Here is a 22592-nt window from a genome sequence, read left to right as displayed (position 1 = left end):
TTCTAGAATCACTTAGCGCTGCGCCTCCCGGAATTTCCAGAAGAGCGACGGTTACCTCCCGACCGTTCCTGGCTGGAGTCGTTACTGCGTCCGCCACGGCCACGCGACCGGGTCCCTCGGTTGCCGCCGCCGGCGTTACTGCTGCCCTTGCCACCGCCTCTACCGCTGCGGTTGCGGTTGCCGCTACCGCGTTTACTGCCTCCACCGTTTCCGCCATTGCCCTTGGCACCGTTTTCAGCGGCGGCAATCTGACCTGGAGGGGCCAGGGGAGCTCCGCTTACCGCACGAGCACCAGTTATACTCACGAACTCGCGGTTGGCCAAGGGATCACCCTTGACAGTAATTGTCTTAGCCTTTACCCCGGCTTTGGCGATGAGCTTGGTTACTTCATCGCGTTGCTGCGCCATTACCAGCGTGATGACTGAGCCCTTGGCGCCGCCACGCGCGGTGCGCCCGGCGCGGTGCAAGTAAGCCTTGTGCTCAGCCGGGGGGTCAACGTGTACAACCAAGGACACGTTGTTGATATCTATACCGCGGGCGGCAATATCCGTTGCTACCAGCACGGGTATATCCCCGTTGGAGAAGCCTTCAATAGCGCGGGTACGCGCACCCTGGCCCTTATCCCCGTGCAGGGGATAAGCATTAATTCCTAGACGGCGGAGTTTCTTAGCCTGGCGGTCAACACCGTGCTTAGTGCGCATAAACAAGATGGTGCGGCCTTCGCGGCCGGCAATGGCCTCAACAACGGCGTTGCGCTCATCACGGCCACCCACGTGGGCAACGAAGTGCTCCATGGTGTCCACAGCCGCTTCTACCGGCGCGGTGGAGTGGGTGACGGGGGAGTGCATGAACTCCTTGACCAGCTTGTTTACCTCACCGTCAAGTGTGGCGGAAAACAGCAGGCGCTGGCCGTTTCGCGGGGTCAGGGCTAGGAGCCTGCGGACCTGCGGCAGAAAGCCCATGTCTGCCATCTGGTCTGCCTCATCCAGGGTGGCAATCTGCACATCGCCCAGGTTTAGCTTGCGCTGGTTAATGAGGTCCTGCGCGCGGCCTGGGGTGGCTACCAAGATATCCACGGGGGCAGCTAGCTGGCGGATGTTGTTGTTGATATTGACGCCGCCTACCACCACCATGGTGCGCAGGCCCATGACGTTGGCGGGCTCATCCAGGCGGTCCTGGATCTGGGCGGCTAGCTCACGCGTGGGAGCTAGGACCAAGCCGCGGGGGTGTCCTGGTTTGGAGGAACCGGAAGCCGCCAGGCGCGTAATCATGGGGAGACCAAAGGTAAAGGTCTTTCCTGAACCGGTGGGGCCGCGGCCTAGCACGTCCTTTCCGGCTAGCGCGTCAGGAATAGCCGCCTCCTGAATGGGAAACGGCTTTTCAATTCCTTGCTTGCGCAGGATGGAAACAATCTCGTGGGGCAAGCCCAGTGTGGCAAAAGTAGTCATTGTTGAACTAGCTTAGTGCCACGCTGGGCCATTTCACTAAATCATAGCGAGCTGATGGTGCGCGCGCCGCTCCATTCCACGTGGAAAGTGCCCGGCTTGTCAACGCGTTTGAAGGTGTGAGCACCGAAGTAATCACGTTGGCCCTGGATGAGTGCGGCCGGCAGACGCTCTGCACGAAGGCCGTCGTAGTAGGCCAAAGCGGAGGCGAATACCGGTACGGGTAGACCCAGCTGCGTGGCGCTGACAATCACCCGGCGCCAGGGGTCAATGAGCTCGGCGAGCTCATTTTTGAAGTAAGGGTCCAGAATCAGGGCCGGCAGCGCCGGGTTGGTGTCATAGGCGTCGCGGATACGGTTGAGGAACTTGGCGCGGATAATGCAGCCGCCGCGCCAGATGGTGGCAAGATCACGTGGGTCAACGTCCCAATTGTGCTCATCGGACCCAGCCTTGATTTCATCAAAGCCCTGGGAGTAAGCGATGAGCTTGGCGGCGTACAACGCACGTCGAACGTCCTCAACAAAAGCCTTCTTATCAATTCCCAGTTGGCTGATGCCTGCGGCCACCTCACCGGAAGGTAGCTGTTCTTCCTGGGCAGCCTGCCGCTGAGCGGTGGCCGAAGAAAGCACGCGGGCGAACACGGACTCTGCGATGGCGGTGATGGGAACTCCCAGCTGAAGGCCCTCGATAGCGGTCCAGCGGCCGGTGCCCTTCTGGCCTGCCTCATCCACAATGAGATCGATGAGGGGTTTGCCGGATTCCGCATCCTCCAAGGCGAGCACCTCAGCGGTGATGTCAATGAGGTAGGAGTCTAAGTCCCCGGAGTTCCACTCCGTGAATACCTCAGAGATTTCTTTGGGGGTCATGCCCGCGCCGTAGCGCAGCAGCTGGTAGGCCTCACCGATGACCTGCATGTCTGCGTATTCGATACCGTTGTGGACCATCTTGACAAAGTGGCCTGCACCGTTGGGTCCGATGTGGGTCACGCAGGGGGTACCGTCTACCACGGCGGCAACGGACTCCAAGATAGGCCCCAGGGTTTCCCAGGACTCTGCGGGGCCGCCTGGCATGATGGAAGGGCCGTTGAGAGCGCCTTCCTCTCCACCGGAAATACCGGCACCCACAAAGTGCTTGCCGCGGGCGGCGACTTCGCGCTCCCGGCGGATGGTGTCCGTGTAGAGCGCATTTCCGCCATCAATGATGATGTCTCCGTCATCCATAGCGTCGCACAGCTGGTCAATGACGGCGTCGGTGGCGGTGCCGGCCTGAACCATGATGATGGCCTTGCGCGGACGCTCAAGCGAAGCCACGAAGTCTTCAACGCTTTCCGAGGGGATGAAGTTGCCCTCAGAGCAAAATTCCTCAACAAGGGCGCGGGTCTTTTCTGGGCTGCGGTTGTATACGGCCACCGTTTGTCCATTGCGGGCGAAGTTACGCGCCAAGTTGGAGCCCATTACGGCTAGGCCCACGACACCAATGGAAGCAAGATCTTTGTGTTCAGTCATGTCTACTATCCTACATAGTCCCGGGTAGCTAATGGTTAGCTAAGGTAGGAAGACATGAAACAAGCCAACGAACGCCAAAAACTGCTGCAGACGCTAATCACCGTTGCTGCCTCCCGCCCGCTTAACCAGGCGGAGTTAGCTAAGCTCAACGAGCTGTCGACCACGGGCGGATTTGACGCCACCGTGGGGATTCGCTACACCCATCTCAGCGCCGGTGAGGCCCGCGCGGTCATCCAGGTGGGGCCGCAGCACCACCAGCCCTGGGGCGTGGCCAACGGCGGCGTGTACTGCTCCCTGGCAGAGTCCGTGGCCTCATTAGCCGGGGTCGTGGCAGCGGGCGGACCGGTCATGGGAATTAACAACAACACCAACTTCATCAGCGCGGTATCCACCGGCGCTGTGGAAGCCGTTGCCCGGCCAATCCAGCTTGGCCGCCGCACTCAGGTGTGGGAGGTGACCATGAGCCAGGACGGAGAGCTCAAGGCCAAGACCACCCTGCGCACGATGGTGGGCTAGTCAACACGCGCGGCGCTGAAATTGAGCCCCGCTGCTTTTAGAAGTTCCAGATAGGGTTCGCCCAGCGCAGTCGCGGGCGTCCACACTCCACCTTCACCTGGATTTTTCACTAGCGTTTCCGCAGCTTCAGCCAGCATGACAGCAGTTAGTTCGTAGCCTGGATCCCCCTGACCGGACACGGTGGAGCACCAAGTTTCACCGTCAACCGTGCGCCCATAGTGGCAGATCTTAAAGCGCGCGTTGTCAATCCCCGGGGCAGGGATGAAACGTTGCACAAGGGGGCGGGTGTACTTGTTACGTGTGCCCTGGAACATTGCTTTGGCCATGAGCCCTAGTTTGACAGCGGCCAGCCGCCCCTTGAGCCCGGGGCCGGTAGCCCAGCCTTCGCGATAACGCAGTTGCTCGCCCCACACATTGTCCAGCAGGGCATTGGACCGCCGGACCACGCGGGTGTTAAACGCCGCCATGAAAAACGGGCCTACCCAGCCAATACCGGGAATTTCTTCGAGCAGGAAGTCTGGCTGGTACTCAGTTTTTGTCTCCGGTGCCTGCGGGTTGGGATTAAGCGAATAGCGGTTTCCCAACAGCTTGGCAATAGCGCGGTCCCTTTCTGCTGCCACCGACAGCTGGCGCGCGGATTCCAAGGTGCCGGCGGAAATCCCGCCCACCAGATCCTCAACCACCATGTCCACCTGGGAGAAGGGCTTGCCGGCCGCCCGGTGAAGGTTGAACATCCCCATGTCGGAGGGCACGGAGTCAAAGCCGCACGAGTGCACAATCCTGGCACCGCTGTCCCGGGTGGCCGCCAGGTTGGTGTCTATGGACCGGCGGATAAAGGGGACCTCGCCCGTTAAATCAACGTAGTCAACGCCGCGCTGCGCGCACAGATCCACCAGGGTGGTGCCATAGAGCTGGTAGGGGCCGGCCACGGCGATAACCACGTCCGTGCCACCGAGCATCTCTTCTAAGCTGGTTTTGTCATGTGCGTCAGCCACCTTCAGCTCCCACGCGGGGTTGACTTGTTGGCGTAATGCTTCTAATTTTTCCAGGTTGCGCCCCGCCAGCCGGACGTCAGTGTGCCCTTTGTCGTGCAAATATTTTGCGGTGAGCTGCCCCACCAAGCCGGTTGCTCCAAAGATAGTGATCATACGGCCATCTTAACCAGGTTTATTCAACCTAGGTTTGCCGGGCTAAATCCACTTGTTCTTCTTAAACCACAGGAACAACGCGGCCACGACCAGCACCATGAGCAGAATAGACATGGGGTAGCCAAAGGCCCAGTGCAGCTCCGGCATGACATCAAAGTTCATGCCGTAAATCCCAGCGACCAGGGTAGGTGCGGCCCACATGCCTACCACGGCGGAAATCGTGCGCATATCAGCGTTTTGCTGCATGGTGACCTTGGCCACGGAGGCATCGATCAGAGCGCTGAGGCGTTCATCGAAGGAAGATACCTGGTCTTTAACCAACAGCTCATGGTCATGGACGTCGCGGAGGTAGGACCTGATCTTCTTGGGAATCATGTCCTTGTGATTGGCAATCATGGCTTTAAGTGCGGCTGACAGCGGTGCTACGGCATGGCGCATTTCCAGGATCTCTCTTTTGAACATGTAAATCCTGTCAATCTCAAAGGTAGATCCTGGGGTGAAGACCATTTCCTCCAACTCGTCTACCTCCACCGCCAGCAGCTCGCTGATCTCTGCGTAGCGGTCAACCAGGATATCTAGGACTTTCCATGCCGCCGCAGCGGGGCCCAGCGCAAACATCTGGGTGTCACCAGCGGCCACCTGAGCAAGGTCCGGCAATTTGGCCGCGTGCCTAATGGTGATGATGAAACCGTGTCCCATAATCATCTGTACCTCACCGGTGGAAATGATTTGGCGCTTATCGTCTACCTCATCGTGGTCGCGGTAGTTTATGGACCGTGCCACAATAAACAGCTGGTCGTCGTAGCGTTCAAGTTTAGGGCGTTGATGCGCTACCACGGCATCTTCAACAATGAGTTCGTGGATCCCAAACTCGGCGGCCAAATCCGTCATCTGGTGGCTATCCGGCTCGCGCATTCCTACCCACACAAAGCCCCTGCCAAGCTCCTCCACGTAATCCTGGGCGGCGGCAGGCGAGAAGTCCTCTGGCAAAGCCTTACCGTCCACGATGACCCGGCAATGCTCGATCGCGCGTTCTACCGGTAGCTGTTCTTTGCCCCGGTGCTGGCCATTGTCCTTTGGCTTGCGGGGTTTAAAGGGGGAGGGGACTACTGCCACGGGAGGCTCCTTAAAGTGGTCACGGTGTTTTTCCGGTCACGTCAAAACCGATTCTTGGCGCGGCGGGCGCGCGTTAATCCTAGCGCGCCAAGAGTAGATATACTCAAAACTATGCCAACGTGGAAAGAAGTAACCGCCGCCAACCCTAACCACTCACAAAACTTCGCACGCAAGTGGAAGTTACTTGAGGCCCAGGGCAAGGACATCCATGGTGAAGCCCGGCTGATAGATGCCATGGCGGAACGTGGATCCAAGATCCTTGACGCCGGTTGCGGCACCGGGCGCTTAGGCGGGGAGTTGGTCCGCCGGGGGCATACCGTAGTGGGCGTAGACGTAGACCCCATCCTTATCGAACATGCGGAACGTGACTTCCCAGAAGGCAGCTGGATGGTGGGGGATCTCTCCGAGGATGAGATTAACGACTCCGGTTTTGACCTGGCAGTGGCCGCCGGAAACGTTGTAGGTTTCTTAGCGGAATCCGGGCGGGAATCCGCCTTCCGCAACATTTTCTCCGCGTTGCGCCCCGGCGGACGGTTTGTGGTGGGCCTGGGCGCGGGCCGTGGTTTTGACTTCGGGGACTTGGTGGCGCTGGCAGAAAAGGTGGGGTTCCGCACTGACTTTAAATACTCGTCGTGGGACCTTAAACCCTTCAACGCCAACTCAACCTTCCTGGTCATAGTGTTGGCGCGTCCGGGTTCGGACCTTCTTTCCTAATTCCTTTTCCACCAAGGGTGCCGTCCAAGCGGGGCTTGGAAGTGCGTTCCTTGCCTACTACTGGTGCACCCACTATTGGCGCCGGTGGGCCTGGTCAAAGAAGTGGACCTCGTGCCTGGACGCGGCCAAGTAGGCTGCGGTCGCGCGGGCGCGGGTGGCGGAGTCGGCTGCCTCCATGGCTTTTTCCATGCGCGCTACGGCGCGGCTGGCGGAGGCGCAAAAGACTGGATCTGAGTACATGGCTAGCCACTCGCCGTAAACATGCTCTGCGTGGTTGTGCTGGCTAAGATGGGTGGCAACCTCCGCGTAGAGCCAGAAACACGGCAACACGGCGGCCACTCCCACGGCGTAGTCGTCCGTGTGCGTGGCGGCAATGAGAAAGTCGGTATACGCGGCCGTTACCGGGGAAGCTGGCTGTTCCGGCTGGTCGTGCAGCCAGGAGCGGTGCATGGCGGCTTCTTCTTCCACGCACGCCACCGCGTCCTGGGCCCACTCCAGGTGTTCTTCCGCAGTTGGTGCCATGATGGCTAACCGGCCAAGGGCCTTAGAGTATTGACCCAGGTATTTGGCGTCTTGGTCTAGGTAGAACAAAAAGGCTTCCCGGTCGAGCTGCCCGGAGCCCAGGTCTTTGATGAAGTCAAGCTCCACAATGTCCCGCCATTCCAGCGCAGATAGCTCCCATAGCTTTTGGGTGTGCGGTCCGGCTGGTTTCACCGTGGGCTCCGGGCAGGCAACCTTTGGGCGGGCCAGTGGCGCGGTATTAGCAGCCTTGGCCAGGCGGCGAAGACGAGCGGAGTGATCGATGGGCCCGTTGCCTTTGCCCACCTGGAGTTGGCTGCCGGCTGCAATGGCCTCCCGGATAAACGCGGTGGACCATTCCAACGCCTGCTGGGGCGGGTCCCCTGCACCCAGGCGGGTTGCTAGGGCGGAAGACAAAGAGCACCCAGTGCCGTGCGTGTTGGAGGTATTCACCCGCGGGCAGCCCACGCGTATGACGGTGCCATCAGGGTCCACCCAGGCGTTGTCCGCAATTTCTGAGTTCAAGTGCCCGCCCTTGACTACCACGGCGGTGCCGGCCTTGGCCGCCCACGCGCGCGCAACGTCTATCGCTTCGCCCAAGTCGGTGGCCTCTGGCGTGCCGGTGAGCACGGCTAGCTCTTTCAGATTGGGGGTGATTACTGTGGCCTTGGTACACAAATCCCGGACGGCGTCCTCGGCTTCGGCGTCCAGTAGCCGGTCCCCACTGGTGGCCACCATGACGGGGTCAAGGACCACAGGCGCGGTGACGCCATTGAGGAAGCGGGAGACTGCGGCCACCACCTCCGCGCTGCCCAGCATTCCTATCTTGACCGCGTCTATTTCCACGTCCGCTGCAATGGCGTCTAATTGCGCGGTGAGGAACTGCGCCGGTGGGGTATGAACGCCCAGGACGCCTTGCGTGTTTTGTGCCGTCAAGGCGGTAATTGCAGTCATGCCGTAGCCGCCGGCGGCAAAGATAGATTTCAGGTCTGCCTGGATTCCGGCACCGCCGGACGGGTCTGAGCCAGCAATGGATAGGACACGGGCAGGAGTAGACATAGGTGTTGGGTTAGCCACAACAATTCCCTTCGCTAGTGCTAACTAAGAGCAGGTTCAATGGGTATGATTCTCAGCCCTGAAAATTAGGGCACCCCAAGTTGTCAGCGCCAGCCTAGCAGAAACCACAAATGCCGCCCCCGGTAGGGGACGGCAGTGCAGCGGCGGAGAGAAGCGAAACGGCTACTTCTCTTCCGCGTCAGCTGGAGCCTCGAGCTCCTCTAGGGTTTCAATCGCGTTGCGGCCAACCCGCATTTGCTGAGTGAATTCCAGGTGCGGACGCTCTTGGGAGAAGGTGTTGGTAATCCAGTTGAAGGCGGTGGCCACACGGTTGTGGAAGCCCACCAGGTAAGTGATGTGCAGACCCAACCAGGCAACCCAGGCCATGAAGCCGGAGAATTCCGTCTTGCCCATCTTCACTACAGCGTTGAAGCGGGAAACGGTGGCCATGGAGCCCTTATCAAAGTAATCGAAAGGCTTCTTTTCATCAGCAGTGGATTCCTCATCCAGCTTGGCCTCGATGAGCTTGGCTACGTGCTCGCCGCCCTGCATAGCAACCTGGGCAACGCCGGGAAGGCGGTTGAGGTTGATCATGTCACCAATGATGTAGACGTCCTCATGGGTGCCCACGGTGAGATCCTCGTTGACGGAGACGCGTCCAGCGCGGTCAACCTCAACGCCGGCCTGCTCGGCTACCATCTTGCCCAGCGGGGAAGCGGCCACACCAGCGGACCAGATTTTCACATTGGCCTCAATGGTGTGCTCGGTATCAGACTTCATGTCCTTATAAGACACGCTTTCGGCGTTGACGTCTGTAACCATGGCGTTGAGACGTACATCTACGCCCAGCTTTTCCAGCGTGCGCTGTGCCTTGCGGCCAAGGCGCTTGCCAAATGGTGGGAGCACCTGTGGAGCGCCATCAAGCAGGTAAATCTTGGCGGAAGCGGGGGCAAAGTTGGAGTAAGCGTCCGTGAAGGAACGTTTAGCCAATTCCGCGATCTGACCGGTGATTTCCACACCGGTGGGACCAGCACCCACGATGACAAAGGTCAGCAGGCGCTCGCGCTCAGCCGGGTCATCGGTAATTTCGGCCTTCTCAAACGCGGTGATAATCGAGGCGCGGATTTCCAGGGCGTCATCAAGGGTCTTCATACCTGGAGCGAACTGTGCGAAGTGGTCATTACCAAAGTAGGACTGGCCCGCACCGGCGGCGACGATCAGGGTGTCGTAGGCGTAGACACGGGAAGACCCGGCCAGCTCCACGGAGACGGTCTTGTCAGCCAGGCTGATGTCGGTTACCTCAGCGTTGACAAAGTGGGCATTGTCTTGGTCACGCAGGATCTGGCGGGTGGAGGGCGCAATTTCACCAGCGGAGATCATACCGGTTGCTACCTGATACAGCATGGGCTGGAACAGGTGGTGGTTCTTCTTGTCAATGATGGTGACGTCAACGTCAGCATTCTTTAGTTTCTTTGCTGCCGTGAGGCCGCCGAAGCCGGCGCCAATGATGACAACGTGGCGGCGTCCACCGTGGGGGCGGAAGGGAGTTTCAGCCATGGTTTGTTTTTTACCTCTCAAAAGGGGAAGTCCAGTCAATTACCAGGCCTAGTGTAGTCTGTGCCTTCCCTTAAAGCACACGAAGGGTCAAACCGCCCCGGCATGGCACCCCGGGCGCGGGGCGCGGGGGCCCTACAATTGCCGCTATGAGCTCTTACTTGGATGCAGTTGACGCGCAGCAGTGGCCGGGAATTGCCACCGTTCCGCGCGTTAAGTTTGCCGGGATGCGGGCGCGCCGCGCGGAGGCAGAGTTTGCCCAGGCTGCGGAGACTGCGGGGTTAGTCCTCGATGGTGATACCCCGGATTTAACCGTCAAAGAGGAGGCACTTTTTACCCGGCTAGCCGCGCATGGCTGGGTGGGTTTAGCAGAGTCCTACATGGCCGGGGAGTGGGAGACACCGGACCATGACGGCCTGGCCACGGTCTTGGCCAAGCTCTTGGAGTCCAATTTTGCGCCTAAGACGCCCGTGGTACCCGTAGAGGCGGATATAGGCGGGGAGTTACCCGCAAATCTGGTGCGTCTTTATGCTGGTGACGAGGTATCTCACCAACCTGGTTTGTACGCTACCGGCGTTCCCACCACGGTCCGGGAATCCTTTCCTACCTACGTTTCCGGCCCCAAATCCCACTTTGTGGACATCACCTCGCTGAGCGACCCTAACGCGGTTGACCGCGATGACTTGGGCTCTGCGCAAGTACGTGCTGCCGAGTGGCTTGCCGATGCCGCGCGGGTTGGCGCCGGCTCACATGTCCTGGTCTTCCCGGCTTCGGGTGCACAGGCAGCGATCCAGGCCGGGGCCCGGCGCGCGGTGGTCGATGTAGTCACTGCGGATGCTGACACGCGGGTGGCCTTGGAGGAATATCTGGTCCTCGAAGGAGCCAATGGAAATGTTGACGTGCAGTTAGTTGACCAGGCAATCCCTGGTCCACGCCAGTGGCGCGGCCGCTATGACGCGATTATCTCCGTGGATAAACTCGCGGTGTTAGTCCCGGCACAGCGCAAGTTGTTTGCTAAAAACATGGACCGCCTGCTGGGGCCTAACGGCCGGTTGGTCATTGAGTCCCCGGTGGCCACTGAGAAGATGACTTCTTCCGGGGCGGACGCCTTGATGGCGTTGCGCGCCTACGTGTGGCCGGGGCTAGATTTGCCAAGTGTGCCTGATGTCCACAAGCTGTTAGAAAGGGACGCCAACCTGCGGGTCGTAGCTCAAGTTCATACCGGAAATCACGCGATGGAGTCCTTGGCGCAGCAGAGGTCCTTTTTTGGCGGGCGCCTACGTGAGGCGGCAGCGGCCGGCTTTGACCCGGTCTACCGCCGCCTATGGATGTATCAGTTCGCCCTGCGCGAAGCGTTGCTGCGCACTGGCCAGGTGGACAGCGTGCAGTTTACCGCCGTGCGCCGCCATCGCGGCGGGCAACGCTAAGCCCCGTTTGCGGACCCAGGAACAAAACCCAGGCACAAATACCTCGGCACCAACACCCAAGCACAAACCCCGGCACGAGCTCCGGCACGAACACGGCCCTAGGGTGTTATGACCGGGCGCGAGGCACGCTCTAGCAGCACCGCGATGGATTCAAAGGTGTGCCCGGCAATCATTTCCAGGCCCATCTCGCAGGTCCGGTTGTCTGAGACGTAGTAGTCAAAGTTGCCGGCCCCAAGGCTTGCGCGTTCTTCCCGCGTGGCTGATTCCACCAGCTCTGGGTGAAGAAGTCCGCGGTCCCCGGCGGTGCCGCAGCACCCTGCTCCCTCTGGGACGGTGGCGTGTCCGCACGCGTTGGCTAACGCCACCAGTGCCTCCGTGATACCCATGTGTTCAGTGGAGCACGTTGGGTGTACTGCTATTGACCCCATGTTTTCCACGATGGGGAGGTAGTCGATGACGTCATCGCGCAACCACTCCACCACGTCGATTATCCGGAGCTTTTCCCATTTACCCAGGGTCTGGGCGTCCAGCACCTTATACACGCTGTCTAGCAAGCCATGAGTGCAGCTGGCGGCGTCAACAACAATGGGCAGGCGCCCACCATCCGACCAGGTGTAGAAGTCCTCCACAATCTTCTTAGCCTGGTAGGCGAACCCCTCCGTGTAGCCCTTGGAAGACCACGGGGTACCGCAGCAATCCCCGGCAACATCTTCCGGGATCCACACTGGTTTGCCGGAACGGCGTCCTAGTTCAACTATGGCGCGGGGGAGATCCACCGCGTCGGGTGGGGAACCGGCGGGCCTGCCGAAAATGCGGTTGATGCACGCAGGGAAGTAGACTGCCTCCGCACCTTCGCGCGGGGTCTTGGGTAAATGACCGGCTCCTTGCGGGAGGGGCCCGGGCACAGTAGGAAGGAGATCTGGTGACACCACGTTGCGGGCTAGGTTGGCTCCCACTTGCAGGATCTTGGAGTCCACGCGGTTAGCGGAGATAACGCCCGCCCGCGCTAGTGCCTCCACCGCCTTCCAGCGCTGCGCGGTACTCAACGCCAGCTTCTCCGCTGGAACGGAGTTGCTACGCGCGCGCAGTTGTTTCATTACCGCACCGGTATCAATAGAGATGGGGCAAGGAATTGAGCACGTGCCGTCTGCTGCGCACATATCTATGGCGTCGTACTGGTACTCTTTCTGCAGCTTGGCCAGGACGTGGGATCCCTCGGGCTGGCGGGCCATCTCCCGGCGTAGGACAATGCGCTGGCGCGGAGTAACGGTAGCGTGGCGCGAAGGGCACACCGGCTCGCAGAAGCCACACTCCACGCAAGGGTTGATCTCTTCTTCCACCTTGGGAAAAGACTTAAAGTTCTGCAGATGGATGAGGCTATCCCGGGATAATTTTACTCCGGGGGCCAAAATGCCCTCGGGGTCAATCATGTTCTTGACCTCCCAGAACATGGAGTAAATCTCCTCGCCCCACTCACGCAAGACAAAGGGTGCCATGTTTACTCCCGTGCCATGTTCGGCTTTCATGGATCCCTTGTATTTGTCAATGACTAGCACCGCTAGTTCATCGAGGAAGGCCGCATACGCCCGCTTCTCATCTTCTTGGTCAAGCCGTGGAGTGAGGAAAAAGTGGAGGTTACCAAAGGCGGCGTGGCCCATCACGGCCTCCGGGAAGTGATACTTAGCCTGCAGTTCCATCAGGTCTGCGGCTGCCTCACCAATCTGATCCGGTGGGAAGCAGACGTCCTCGGTGATGTAGGCGCTACCTTGTGGGCGGGAAGCACCTAGCAGCCCAAACAGGCCGTTGCGTAGCAACCATGCACCGCGCATTCCTTCCTCGCTGGTCTCAAATTCCAGGGGGCGTAGCAGGGGAGCGTCGCTTAAGGTGTCGCGTAGCCGCTGCATAGCCATCTGGAGGTCATCCTCATCACTACCTCCAATTTCCACCAGCAAGGCCGCGGCGGCGGGGTCTAGGTCCCGCCACGATTCTGGGGCGTGGGAGTAATGGTCAGCAGAGCGGCGCATAACGTCCGAAACCAAGAGCTCACATGCCTGCGCTCCGGCTTCCATGATGGGGTGGACAATGTTGGCGGCGTCGCGCAGGTTAGGTAGCTCGACCCAGGTGGTTGCCCTGACCTTGGGGAGCGGGACGGTGCGCAGCACGGATTCGATGATGACGCCAAAGATGCCCTCGGAGCCAATCATCAGCCGTTTGAGGATGTGTACCGGCTCATCCTCGTCTAAGAACGCGTCCAACCGTAGCCCATTGGTATTGCGGATGGAGAATTTGGTCTTCAAAAGCTCGACCACCGGTTTGTTGGCGCGTAGGCGGTCGCGGAAATCCGCAAGCTGCGCGTGGAGTTGTGGCTCTTGCTTGTGAAAAACGGCGTCCCCGGCGGCGGTGTCCACTATGGTTCCCGAAGGTAAAACGAAGGTCATGTCTTCGATGCAGTGGTAGGAGTCGCGGGGCAACGAACACCGCATGCCGCCCGCGTTATCCGCCAGCACCCCGCCAATGGTGCACACGGAGGTTGACCCGGGATCCGGGCCGATCATATAGCCGTAGCGCCCCAGGACAGCCTGCGCGTCTCCCAGCACGACTCCTGGCCGCGACCAAATCTTGGCGCCGTTGTCCCTAACTTCCATGCCGGTGAAGTGGGTTTTGACGTCAACCAGGATGTCGTTAGACATTGCTTGTCCATTGAGCGAGGTACCGGCCGCCCGGAAGGTCATGTGCCGCCCGTGGGACCGGCAGTACCGCATGAGCGCGGCTAGGTCTGCGCCGTTGCGTGGGGAGACCACCACCTTGGGAATGCAACGGTACGGGCTCGCGTCCGCAGCGAAGCGCACCAGATCAGACAGGCGTCCGTGTACGTTATCGGTGCCTACAATGGCCTCCATATCAGCGAGCAAGGACTTGGGCGTGCCGTTGACAAAGCCGGGCGGGACGGCGTCGGCTTGCACCGTGGAACCTTCCGGTTGGCCAATAGCATGCGGGTTAGGGGAGAGCAGCTTATTCATAAAGGCAGGTTAGCAGCGCTTGCCGGGCCTGTGGCAGTAAGTGATACCTCAGTTTCACCCCTTATGATTACCCCAGTTTCACCCATTTTTACTACCTCAATAGCCACACCGTTCCGCCTAAAATATCCGGCTTTGTCCAGGCTCAGGAAAACAATCTGAGCACGCGGGTGGCCCCGAAAGGCTGCAGGGTCTGGAGCGCCGGCGGAACACTCGACGCCATAACTACTCAGTCTCGGTGAGCCGTTAACGGTTGGCCTCATTCTCCTGGGATCAGGTCCTCGTGGAGCGTCCTCAACCGTGAGAAACTACTTGGCAGAAGGGCACCCTAAATCTCACGTTGTCCACGTATCCAAGCAGCGAATGGGCACCCATCGATAACCCTCAGTGGGCGCGTCGCCCGCACGGGGCTTTAGGGACCCCGGAGCCAGAAGATCGATGGATTGGTTTGGGGGATGCTGACACAGGGTTAAAATGACATAATGTACATTATCGGACAAGAGGGGAAGAGGTGGTGTGCAGGCAAGAGCAGGTAGATTCCCATCTGTGACTCCACTGCTTTATGTGGGCCGTATTCCCGGTTGCCGCCGCGCAGTGCAAGCTAGGCGCACTCAGCGCTCATCATCATGTCGGGCCTGCGGGCGGGCCTGCGGAGATGACGCCAGAGTCCACATTACTGGTTTGCGTGGGACCCGACTTGCACAGATTGATCCTCTCGGAAGACTTTGTCGCGTCTAAGCGATAGCTCTCCGGCGTCCGCTATGCCAGCCCGGGGTGTGAACCGGTGTGCCGGACATACGGACATGCGGGGCATGTAGAAACCAAGCCTTTTTCTCCCCCCGGCCCGGGATTGGGCTTGATGGCACCCGCCCACGGCTATGAGGGAAAAAGGGATTTATCGCCCTATTAACGTCACGGTGACTTTAATCGGAGTTATTGCGGTAGGCGGTTACCAGCTGTAAAGCAGTCAGCAGTCCGAGTCCGGAGCCAATTACCACCAGAAGCCACAACTCTTGAGCAACCATTAAACCGACAAAAATTACTATTGCAAGTAGACGTAACCAGATAAATGGGATCATGTAACGGCTATTCACAGAAGACTCTTTTCTTGGCGGGACACTTTTTCTGGGCAGGTCACTGTTGGCTCAAACTTTAATCTTTAACGCCTAGGCCTTGTTCATAGTCAGGCGGACGTTAATCTCACCGAACTCGGAAACCTTGGCGGCTAGAAAATCAGGAGTGAGAACGCCAAAGTCCGTGCGGTTTATACCTAGGTTGCCACCAATGATGAGGTTATCTCCGTCACGGAGTACGTCAAAATTACTTGACACCCGCTCGGAGTGGCCCTTGATGGTCAAATCACCGGTAAGCGTAACCTTGCCCACCATGCCGTCAGCAGGTACAGCGGAGAGATCCGCAGGCTCAGTGAGGATAAACGTTGCTTCAGGGTACTCATCGACTTTGAAAAGCTTTGACTTCATGTTCTGATCACGGACTTGCTTATCCGTGGTCAGCGTGGTCATGTCAACCGTAACACTGGCTTCCTCCAATACCTCTTGGCTGACCGTAGCCTGACCGGAGACCACGTTGGTGGAGCCCGACGTGGTGGTCTGCTCCGCCGGGAGGATCTCATCAAAAGTAAAACCGGCGGACGTGAAGTTCCGGGCATCCCCCTGGACAACTTTCCAGCGCCCGTTGAGATCAACAGAGGCTGGCTCAGCCTTATCAGCGTTGACCCCGTCGGTCTTTACCCCGGAGCCCACGACCAAGGAGATCACCAAAGGCACCATGGCAACCAAGGTTAACAAGACAATCGCAACAGCGAATAAAGAGACAACTAGCTTGCGACTCTTGTTTTTCTTTTTCACGGTCATAGATCCCTTATCGGCTTTGTCCACAATTTTATTTCAATTCCTCTAACTCGCGGGCCATACGTACGAGCTCGTCGCATAACGACTGAAGCTCTTCCCCACTGGCACCTTCACTCGCAGCGGTGGAAACATCCTCCGCCGCACAGCGTAGTTCAAAAAGACCGTCCCTGATCTTCTCAGCCCGTTCCGGTGTCATAATAACGGCGTTCTGGGGAATGGACGTACCTTTAACATTATTACGTTGTTCGTACGCACGTTGTTTACATGCTGGACTGCAGTATTTTCGAGGCCTTCCGCGGCCACTATCTGGTAAGCCTTTACCGCACCACTGGCATGTGGCACGCTTGGAAACTTTAGAGAAAGTCTGCATCACTTTCACTACCTTATCCCAAAACGGAGGGCTATGGGAACAAACGGCAAACCCCACGCGTTATACTGATGTGTCTTATTCCGTAAGCCTGGGACTCGGTCTCAAGCGCTCGGCCTTCGGGTCACGGAAACTAATGCGAACAACCAGTAAAGGATGATGAGGCTATGGCAGATCGCGTACTGCGCGGCAGTCGTATGGGTGCAGTGAGTTATGAGACCGACCGTGATCACGATCTCGCACCACGCCAGATGGTTAAGTACCGCACTGAGGAGGGTGAAGTCTTCGAAGTACCCTTCGCGGATGACGCAGAAATCCCCGAGGAATGGCTTTGCAAGAATGGCAAGTGGGGAACGCTCATGGAAGGCGAAGGCGTTGAGTCTAAGCCGGTCAAACCACCCCGTACTCACTGGGACATGCTGCTCGAGCGTCGCAGCGTAGACGAGCTAGAGTCCCTGCTCAAAGACCGGATTGACGCGCTACGCGCCCGTCGCCGTAGCGCTGCCCGTTTGCTCAAGGAGCAGAAGGAAAAAGAGCAGGAAGAAGCCAAGAAGTCCTAAAATCCTGGCGCGACAAAGGCCCCTGGTAAACGCTTAAGCTGTTTGCCGGGGGCCTTGACCTTTGACTAAATTACTTGCACCCGCACTGGTGCTTGACCAGCTTGGAAACCTCTTCCACGAAGTTTGTCACCTCGGTCTTGATCTCCGCAGCTTTAGGCTTAATGTCTATGCCTTCAATCATGTGCTTAGCCAGTGGGGCCGCGTCATTGTAGAAATTGCTCACCTGCTCCTTGCGGTGGGCAAAGCCCCACTTGGTTACCTCCGCCAGAGAATCCTTAACAAAAGAACCGTCCAGCTTGGACTCCCCTAGCTCACGCTCCGTAAAGGTGATTGGGACTTCCCGGACATCGAAGCCCGCCTTTTCGGCGCGGAATGCAACGTCAACCTGGAAGATATAGCCGGCGTCCGAAAGCTCGGCAAAGTCTAGTTCCTCCAGCAATTCCCGGCGAAATGCCCGGTAGCCGGCCGTCATATCACTAAGCTCAGCGCCCAAGGCAAAAGAGATGTAGCGGTTTCCCCACCGGGAAAGCAGCTCACGGGAGGCCGGCCAGTTCACGGTCTTTCCGCCCGGAACGTAGCGCGAACCGATGACTAGGTCAGCGCCACGGTCAATTTCTTCCAGCAGCAGGTGCAGTTGGTCTGGGGAATGGGAGCCGTCAGCGTCCATCTCACAGAGAACTTGGTACTCGCGCTCCAGGCCCCACTCAAAACCAGCGATATAGGCACCTAGGAGACCGCCTTTACCCTCACGGTGGAGGACGTGGACATTGTCGTCTTCAGCAGCCAAACGGTCTGCAAGGTTACCGGTGCCATCAGGGGAATTATCATCCACGATGAGTACATGGACCTCCGGCTGCGCGGCGCGCACCCGGGAGGTAATTATAGGTAGATTTTCGATCTCATTGTAGGTGGGAATGATCACCAGAGTCTGGCTAGCTGTGCTCACAGCGGAAGTCATGGGGCTCCTCAATTAGTTCACGGGATGGCGGGGACGCCTGTAAAAGGCAACAAAGACCGCCGCTACACCGAGTGCAACGGCAACGGCCTGAATAACAAGGCCATATCTTACCGCAGGTGTCACCGTTTCTCTTAGTGGGAGGTTGGCAACAAGGTGTTCGGGCACGAAAATCTTCGTTGAATTGAGTACCTCACCGCGCGGGGAAACTATCGCTGACACCCCAGACGTAGCAGCCACCACCACAGCACGGTCAGTCTCTATGGCCCGCATGCGGCTCATGGCCAACTGTTGATAAGTCATATCAGAAAAGCCGAAGGTGGCGTTGTTGGTGGGGGTAGAAAGTATTTGCGCACCGTTGCTGATTGAAGTGTGAAAGGCCGCATCAAAGGAGACTTCGTAGCAGGTTGCCACTCCCACGGCGGTACCAGCCATATTTACCACTCCCGGACCGTCACCTGGTTTGAAGTTTCCGGCTAGCTCTACCATGTCCGTGAAGTTGCGGAAAAACTCCCGCATGGGCATGGTTTCACCAAAAGGCTGAAGATACTTCTTGTGGTGGTGCTCCCCTACCTTGTTGCCAGGTGCAAACACCTGCATGGTGTTGCGCGCTCCGACCTCATCAACGGTTTGAGTACCCACCAAGATAGGCGCGTTGACATCCTTGACCGCACCGTGAATAGCTGCGAGCGCATCCGGGTTACGGAAAGGGTTTATATCGGAGGAATTCTCCGGCCAGATGACTATCTCCGGGTGCTGCGCAGCGGCCTTGTGCGTCTCACGGACGTGGTTGTCTAAAACCGCCCGGCGCTGGCCCTCAAAATCCAGCCCCAAGCGCGGAACGTTGCCCTGGATGGCGGCAACCTTGACGCTACCCACGTTGTGATCCGCGTTATCCAAGCCCGCGGTGGCAGGAATGGCCAGTGCCAGTGGAACCATCACCATCCCGGCCGCCACCAGGCGCCGCTTTGCACCCAATAGAGACGCCAGTCCAACGGCCACGGTAACGGCTGCAAGAGTAACCAGGCCGGTACTTCCCCACTGCGCTAAGCCGGCAAAGGGGCCGTTAATCTGGCCCCAGGCAAGGCGCACCCAGCTAAAGCCACCAAAGGGAACGGAGGAACGCAGGAGCTCAATGGCCAGGTAGAAAAATGGGAAGCCCACAAAGCCCCAAGGCTGGCGGGCAAGGTAGGCAGCTCCAAAACCCAGGGGAATGGAATAGAGACTAAGAGATAGCGCCAAGGCCACATAGGGCATGTTGCCCACTAGCTCCCCGATCCACGGCAAGAGGAGAAGGTAGAGCACTAGTGAGTGCGCAAAGCCAACCAAACACGCACCCCGCACAGTGACGGGAGAACCAGACCAGGGCAACAGAGAAAACCACAGCAGGCCAATCCCGATGATGGCACCAAGCCAATAGCCGTGGGGCTCGAAAGAAAAGTAAACGGCAGCACCACCGGTTGCCGCTGCCAGAAGGCGGAGGAAAAGCACGGGCACGGTTCCTATTTCCGGCCGGTGAAGTCATCCGGGTCTATGGATTCGGACCACTTGCGAAGCTCTTCCTCATCAATAACCTCCGGTTCAGCAGCCCCGTGCTCGCGCGAGGAAGAACTGCCAGAGTGCCCCGTGGAAAAGGAGCCGTAGGAATCCGCGGGCTTGGACATATTGGCCGCCTCATAGAAACGAACGCCGGCGCGCTCCACACCCCGTACGACCTTGAAACTTATCACCTTACGCATAAGAGCGCGGGTGGGAGGAAGGATCATAAAAAGACCAACAAGCGAAGTAACAAAGCCCGGCGCGGACAGCAGGAGGCCACCGCCCAAAGTAAGGCCAACGTTGCCGGCAAGTTTGCCAACACCTTCCTGTTTGACTACCAGTCCACCACGGCCGTCAGAGATGACCTTTTGGCTCATTAAGCGACGAATTTCGAACATGGCAATGCTCATGCCACACAGCATGGTGACAAACAGCGCTAGCAGCGCCCACCCGACACCAATGAGCTCAGCAACGGCCCAGAAAGCTAGGGTTTCCAGCAAGAAATACGCGAAGATATACAAAAGAGGCATAATGCCCTTCAGTGTACTGACTCTTGTGGCAAATGACCTAGCACGTCACCCGGCGGTTCGTTAAGAGCGCAGAGCCAAAATCAGCCGCGGGACTGCCAAGGATTAAACTAAGGCGCCATGACTGAAAAACCCTCTTCCCAGAATTTGCTGATCACCCCACCCGGGGGAAACCTGGAGTCCCACCATTGGCTCGAGCTGGCTGCAGAAGCCGAGCGGATTGCCGGTGGCGTTATCTACCTAACCCCCAATTCAGGTCTTGAACTGCGGAATGTGAGCCAGGAACCGGCAAAACACATCCGGCGCTTGCATCATTCGCAGGTCTTGGCCTCTCCCCTGCATGCTGAGGCCCGGGAACTTGCGTTCGCGTTGGCTCAATACGACTTCGCAGGAAGGCAAGTAGGTGTGGAAGGCGGAGACGGCCTCATCAGCGCCTTGAATCTGGACTTGTGCGTGGTGCTAGACGGATGGACAGCGGACATCCTGGTAGCCGGGCAGCCAGCAAAGACCGGAATCATGGTGGAAGAGGTAGCCCAGGAAGTGCTGTCTACCCTTCACCAGGCCCCACAGGGCACCGGAACCACGCCCACGTTGGAGGCCAGCAGCCAACCCATAGGTTGGCTACCACATGAGGATAATCCCGGGACCGTCAGCCTTGGTGCCAGGGTTGCTGACAACGCTATCCCCGCAGCACACGCAGAAATGATTGGGCGGATGGAGGTTGCCACCTCAGTCACTCCGTGGGGTGGGATAGTATTCCACGATCTTAGCGAGGAAGACGCGGATGTGGTGGTGCGGTTCCTGGCTCCACGCGGATATATCTTCGACGCGGGATCCCCCCTTCTGAAGTGATTATTTAAAATTCTCCTTACCGCGGCATGTGCCGCCAAATAGGGCGCGGAACTGCGGCCATCACCCACGCCAACAACTGCAGCTTCCCCGGAATCCACAACGTTCGGGAACGGGGGCTGCGGGATGAGTCCTTGGCAATCGCGTGAACAACGTAGTCGGCTACCACATCAGGGGTGACAGAAAGTGGGGCCGGCTTCATGCCGGCGGACATGGAGCCAATCACGAAACCTGGCCGGGCCGTGATTAAGGCGAGCGGACCCCCATGCAGCTTATCGGCCAAGCCCTGACAAAAGGCGTCCAAGCCGGCCTTCGTGGAACCGTAGACATAGTTGGCACGGCGGGCACGCCAACCTGCAATGGAAGTAAAAGCCACTATGTGACCGGAGCGCATTCGGCTTGCCAGCACTGTGAGCATGGAAACCTGCGCCGCGTAGTCCACAACGGCAATTTCCAAGGCATGCGCCTCATCAGTTTCGGCACGCGCTTGCTCCCCGAGGATTCCAAAAGCCACGATGGCGGTGGTAACCGGTCCCACGCTGCGCTCGGCCTCATCGAATACCTCCCGGTGGCGTTCGCAGTCTGTGGCGTCAAAATCGAGGATGGTCACACGGCTGGCCCCGCGCTGGCGTAGTTGCTTCGCTACGCCGTCCAAACCGTGGTTACCCCGCGCGGCCAAAACCACCGGGCGGCCCTCACAGAGACGCAGCGCCAGTTGACCCCCAATGTCAGAGCGACCGCCGAGGACTAAAATGGCCCCCTCTGGAGAACTCATCGCAGCTCCCGTGGAGCCTGATTCAACGACCGTATCCCGTCAGCGGTGGTGACCACGATATCCTCGAGGCGCATACCCCACTTTCCCGGAACGTAGATTCCCGGCTCGATGGAAAAGGCCATGTTTTCCTCCAGCTCTAGGCTATTTCCTGCCATAATAAAGGGTTCCTCATGAGTGGAAAGCCCAATCCCGTGCCCGGTACGGTGGGTGAAATACTCCCCAAAGCCGGCCTCCGCGATGACGGACCGCGCCGCCGCATCCACCGCTTGAGCGGAGATACCCGGGGACGCCAACTCACGGGCGTTTAGTTGCGCCGCATACAACACGTCGTAGGCCGCAATAACTTCCGGAGATGCTTTGTCGCGGCCGCCAACGATGTAGGTCCGTGTGCAATCCGAGTGATACCCCACGCCGAAGGTGCCGCCCAAGTCAACGACCACCACGTCACCTTCTTCGAGTACGCGGTCGCTATGGCTGTGGTGGGGGTTTGCCCCGTTTGGCCCGGAACCGACAATGACAAAGTCAACGCTGGAGTGCTCTTTAAGAATAAGCTCGTGCAATTTCTCTGCGACATCGTTTTCCGTAGACCCTGGTTGCAGCAGCGCCGGAACTTGCGCGTGAACGGCGTCTATGGCCCGGGCGCAAGCGTCAAGTTGTTCTATCTCAGCCGAATCCTTTACCGTGAACAACTCCGCTAACACCGAGTTTGCTGGCACAAAAAGCTTCCCTGACAGCTTCTGGAGGCGCAGCAGGTGGTCGGCCGTCATTGCAGAGCTAACGGCAATTGCGCTGTTATCTTGCTGGTTCTCTCCTGTTTCGGCCGTGTGCTTGGACAATTGTTCCAGGACTAAGCCGTGTGGATCTTGCCCGTCGGTCCATCCGAGGACGTTCACACCCCAATCCGATAAGTAATGGACTTCAAAAGCGTCGGTGGCAGGCACCACCGCACAGACCGTGCCCGTAGCCGGAATGACCACTGCACTCAGGCGTTCATGGGAGCTCATCCAGGACCCGGTAAGGTACGCGAAATCAGGGCCGGGAGTGACAATTACGGCACTAATTCCTCGTTTAGCTGCAAGTTCTTGGGCTTTGTGGAGGCGTTCGGTGTAGATCTTTGCTGGAAACATTCTCC

Annotated in this window: 19 protein-coding genes; 5 read left to right on the top strand and 14 right to left on the bottom strand. The window is 58.6% G+C overall.

The window, feature by feature from the left end:
* Positions 1-8 precede the first annotated feature (8 nt).
* Both F4V58_RS05760 and gndA read right to left on the bottom strand, forming a co-directional pair.
* Entirely contained in the window at positions 9-1448 is a 1440-nt protein-coding gene (locus F4V58_RS05760) for a DEAD/DEAH box helicase (protein WP_075734140.1), read from the bottom strand.
* Between the two features lie 41 nt (positions 1449-1489).
* Positions 1490-2950, bottom strand: coding sequence for an NADP-dependent phosphogluconate dehydrogenase (gene gndA / locus F4V58_RS05755; RefSeq protein ID WP_075734138.1), 1461 nt, complete (start codon positions 2948-2950; stop codon positions 1490-1492).
* Between the two features lie 54 nt (positions 2951-3004).
* On the opposite strand from gndA, the gene F4V58_RS05750 reads away from it, so the two are divergent.
* Positions 3005-3466 carry a PaaI family thioesterase gene (locus tag F4V58_RS05750; protein ID WP_075734136.1) on the top strand — a complete coding sequence of 154 codons (462 nt, stop codon included), beginning with the start codon at positions 3005-3007 and terminating at the stop codon, positions 3464-3466.
* Here the strand turns inward: F4V58_RS05750 and F4V58_RS05745 are convergent.
* Positions 3463-4614 (bottom strand): saccharopine dehydrogenase family protein, encoded by a 1152-nt coding sequence (locus F4V58_RS05745; RefSeq protein ID WP_075734134.1) that lies wholly within the window; start codon positions 4612-4614, stop codon positions 3463-3465. The genes F4V58_RS05750 and F4V58_RS05745 overlap by 4 nt on opposite strands.
* 42 nt (positions 4615-4656) lie before the next feature.
* A complete protein-coding gene (locus F4V58_RS05740) occupies positions 4657-5730 on the bottom strand; it encodes a magnesium and cobalt transport protein CorA (RefSeq protein ID WP_075734132.1) in 1074 nt (357 codons plus the stop codon).
* Between the two features lie 111 nt (positions 5731-5841).
* On the opposite strand from F4V58_RS05740, the gene F4V58_RS05735 reads away from it, so the two are divergent.
* A complete protein-coding gene (locus tag F4V58_RS05735; protein WP_075734130.1) occupies positions 5842-6444 on the top strand; it encodes a class I SAM-dependent methyltransferase in 603 nt (200 codons plus the stop codon).
* A 72-nt stretch (positions 6445-6516) separates the two neighbouring features.
* Here F4V58_RS05735 and F4V58_RS05730 read toward each other — a convergent pair whose 3' ends face one another.
* Together F4V58_RS05730 and F4V58_RS05725 are read right to left on the bottom strand one after the other, a co-directional pair.
* A complete protein-coding gene (locus F4V58_RS05730; RefSeq protein ID WP_075734128.1) occupies positions 6517-8022 on the bottom strand; it encodes a bifunctional hydroxymethylpyrimidine kinase/phosphomethylpyrimidine kinase in 1506 nt (501 codons plus the stop codon).
* A 180-nt stretch (positions 8023-8202) separates the two neighbouring features.
* On the bottom strand, positions 8203-9576 hold the full coding sequence (locus tag F4V58_RS05725; RefSeq protein ID WP_075734126.1) for an NAD(P)/FAD-dependent oxidoreductase: 1374 nt from the start codon (positions 9574-9576) through the stop codon (positions 8203-8205).
* A 146-nt stretch (positions 9577-9722) separates the two neighbouring features.
* Here F4V58_RS05725 and F4V58_RS05720 point away from each other — a divergent pair, with 146 nt between their 5' ends.
* The gene (locus tag F4V58_RS05720; RefSeq protein ID WP_075734124.1) at positions 9723-11000 is read left to right on the top strand and encodes a cyclopropane-fatty-acyl-phospholipid synthase family protein; all 1278 of its coding nucleotides are present in this window, start codon (positions 9723-9725) and stop codon (positions 10998-11000) included.
* Between the two features lie 98 nt (positions 11001-11098).
* Here F4V58_RS05720 and F4V58_RS05715 read toward each other — a convergent pair whose 3' ends face one another.
* The 3 genes from F4V58_RS05715 to F4V58_RS12860 all read right to left on the bottom strand — a co-directional run bounded on the left by F4V58_RS05715 (position 11099) and on the right by F4V58_RS12860 (position 16258).
* Positions 11099-14020, bottom strand: coding sequence for an FAD-binding and (Fe-S)-binding domain-containing protein (locus F4V58_RS05715; RefSeq protein ID WP_075734122.1), 2922 nt, complete (start codon positions 14018-14020; stop codon positions 11099-11101).
* Positions 14021-15183: 1163 nt separating this feature from the next.
* Positions 15184-15891, bottom strand: coding sequence for a YceI family protein (locus F4V58_RS05710; RefSeq protein WP_075734120.1), 708 nt, complete (start codon positions 15889-15891; stop codon positions 15184-15186).
* A gap of 28 nt (positions 15892-15919) precedes the next feature.
* Positions 15920-16258: a hypothetical protein gene (locus tag F4V58_RS12860; protein WP_075734118.1), complete on the bottom strand. Its 339-nt coding sequence runs from the start codon at positions 16256-16258 to the stop codon at positions 15920-15922.
* A gap of 164 nt (positions 16259-16422) precedes the next feature.
* Between F4V58_RS12860 and F4V58_RS05700 the strand changes: the two genes are divergently transcribed.
* Complete coding sequence (locus tag F4V58_RS05700; protein ID WP_075734116.1) at positions 16423-16815, top strand: RNA polymerase-binding protein RbpA; 393 nt, start codon at positions 16423-16425, stop codon at positions 16813-16815.
* 70 nt (positions 16816-16885) lie between these two features.
* On the opposite strand, the gene F4V58_RS05695 is transcribed toward F4V58_RS05700, so the two are convergent.
* From F4V58_RS05695 to F4V58_RS05685, 3 genes are read right to left on the bottom strand one after another with little or no spacing between them, the layout of a single operon-like run.
* Positions 16886-17773, bottom strand: a complete 888-nt coding sequence (locus F4V58_RS05695; RefSeq protein ID WP_075734114.1) for a polyprenol monophosphomannose synthase — start codon at positions 17771-17773, stop codon at positions 16886-16888.
* Positions 17774-17785: 12 nt separating this feature from the next.
* Positions 17786-19267, bottom strand: coding sequence for an apolipoprotein N-acyltransferase (lnt, locus tag F4V58_RS05690; protein ID WP_084559701.1), 1482 nt, complete (start codon positions 19265-19267; stop codon positions 17786-17788).
* A gap of 5 nt (positions 19268-19272) precedes the next feature.
* Entirely contained in the window at positions 19273-19839 is a 567-nt protein-coding gene (locus F4V58_RS05685; protein ID WP_075734110.1) for an FxsA family protein, read from the bottom strand.
* A gap of 117 nt (positions 19840-19956) precedes the next feature.
* On the opposite strand from F4V58_RS05685, the gene F4V58_RS05680 reads away from it, so the two are divergent.
* On the top strand, positions 19957-20688 hold the full coding sequence (locus F4V58_RS05680) for a hypothetical protein (RefSeq protein WP_075734108.1): 732 nt from the start codon (positions 19957-19959) through the stop codon (positions 20686-20688).
* 16 nt (positions 20689-20704) lie between these two features.
* Here the strand turns inward: F4V58_RS05680 and F4V58_RS05675 are convergent, their stop codons facing one another.
* The gene (locus tag F4V58_RS05675) at positions 20705-21460 is read right to left on the bottom strand and encodes an SDR family oxidoreductase (protein ID WP_075734106.1); all 756 of its coding nucleotides are present in this window, start codon (positions 21458-21460) and stop codon (positions 20705-20707) included.
* Entirely contained in the window at positions 21457-22587 is a 1131-nt protein-coding gene (locus F4V58_RS05670) for a M24 family metallopeptidase (protein WP_075734104.1), read from the bottom strand. The genes F4V58_RS05675 and F4V58_RS05670 overlap by 4 nt, the downstream gene beginning before the upstream one ends.
* Positions 22588-22592 lie beyond the last annotated feature (5 nt).

The sequence above is a fragment of the Corynebacterium phocae genome, assembly GCF_008693075.1.
Classification (GTDB): Bacteria; Actinomycetota; Actinomycetes; order Mycobacteriales; family Mycobacteriaceae; genus Corynebacterium; species Corynebacterium phocae.
Note: the sequence above shows the minus strand (reverse complement) of the source record. Positions and strands in the feature narration are given on the sequence as shown.

What these genes read in the sequence shown, in the direction of transcription:
- F4V58_RS05760 (WP_075734140.1), bottom strand. Translation starts at nt 1,448, where the DNA reads ATGACTACTTTTGCCACACTGGGCTTGCCCCACGAGATTGTTTCCATC.
- gndA (WP_075734138.1), bottom strand. Translation starts at nt 2,950, where the DNA reads ATGACTGAACACAAAGATCTTGCTTCCATTGGTGTCGTGGGCCTAGCC.
- F4V58_RS05750 (WP_075734136.1), top strand. Translation starts at nt 3,005, where the DNA reads ATGAAACAAGCCAACGAACGCCAAAAACTGCTGCAGACGCTAATCACC.
- F4V58_RS05745 (WP_075734134.1), bottom strand. Translation starts at nt 4,614, where the DNA reads ATGATCACTATCTTTGGAGCAACCGGCTTGGTGGGGCAGCTCACCGCA.
- F4V58_RS05735 (WP_075734130.1), top strand. Translation starts at nt 5,842, where the DNA reads ATGCCAACGTGGAAAGAAGTAACCGCCGCCAACCCTAACCACTCACAA.
- F4V58_RS05730 (WP_075734128.1), bottom strand. Translation starts at nt 8,022, where the DNA reads ATGTCTACTCCTGCCCGTGTCCTATCCATTGCTGGCTCAGACCCGTCC.
- F4V58_RS05725 (WP_075734126.1), bottom strand. Translation starts at nt 9,576, where the DNA reads ATGGCTGAAACTCCCTTCCGCCCCCACGGTGGACGCCGCCACGTTGTC.
- F4V58_RS05720 (WP_075734124.1), top strand. Translation starts at nt 9,723, where the DNA reads ATGAGCTCTTACTTGGATGCAGTTGACGCGCAGCAGTGGCCGGGAATT.
- F4V58_RS05715 (WP_075734122.1), bottom strand. Translation starts at nt 14,020, where the DNA reads ATGAATAAGCTGCTCTCCCCTAACCCGCATGCTATTGGCCAACCGGAA.
- F4V58_RS05710 (WP_075734120.1), bottom strand. Translation starts at nt 15,891, where the DNA reads ATGACCGTGAAAAAGAAAAACAAGAGTCGCAAGCTAGTTGTCTCTTTA.
- F4V58_RS12860 (WP_075734118.1), bottom strand. Translation starts at nt 16,258, where the DNA reads ATGCAGACTTTCTCTAAAGTTTCCAAGCGTGCCACATGCCAGTGGTGC.
- F4V58_RS05700 (WP_075734116.1), top strand. Translation starts at nt 16,423, where the DNA reads ATGGCAGATCGCGTACTGCGCGGCAGTCGTATGGGTGCAGTGAGTTAT.
- F4V58_RS05695 (WP_075734114.1), bottom strand. Translation starts at nt 17,773, where the DNA reads ATGACTTCCGCTGTGAGCACAGCTAGCCAGACTCTGGTGATCATTCCC.
- F4V58_RS05685 (WP_075734110.1), bottom strand. Translation starts at nt 19,839, where the DNA reads ATGCCTCTTTTGTATATCTTCGCGTATTTCTTGCTGGAAACCCTAGCT.
- F4V58_RS05680 (WP_075734108.1), top strand. Translation starts at nt 19,957, where the DNA reads ATGACTGAAAAACCCTCTTCCCAGAATTTGCTGATCACCCCACCCGGG.
- F4V58_RS05675 (WP_075734106.1), bottom strand. Translation starts at nt 21,460, where the DNA reads ATGAGTTCTCCAGAGGGGGCCATTTTAGTCCTCGGCGGTCGCTCTGAC.
- F4V58_RS05670 (WP_075734104.1), bottom strand. Translation starts at nt 22,587, where the DNA reads ATGTTTCCAGCAAAGATCTACACCGAACGCCTCCACAAAGCCCAAGAA.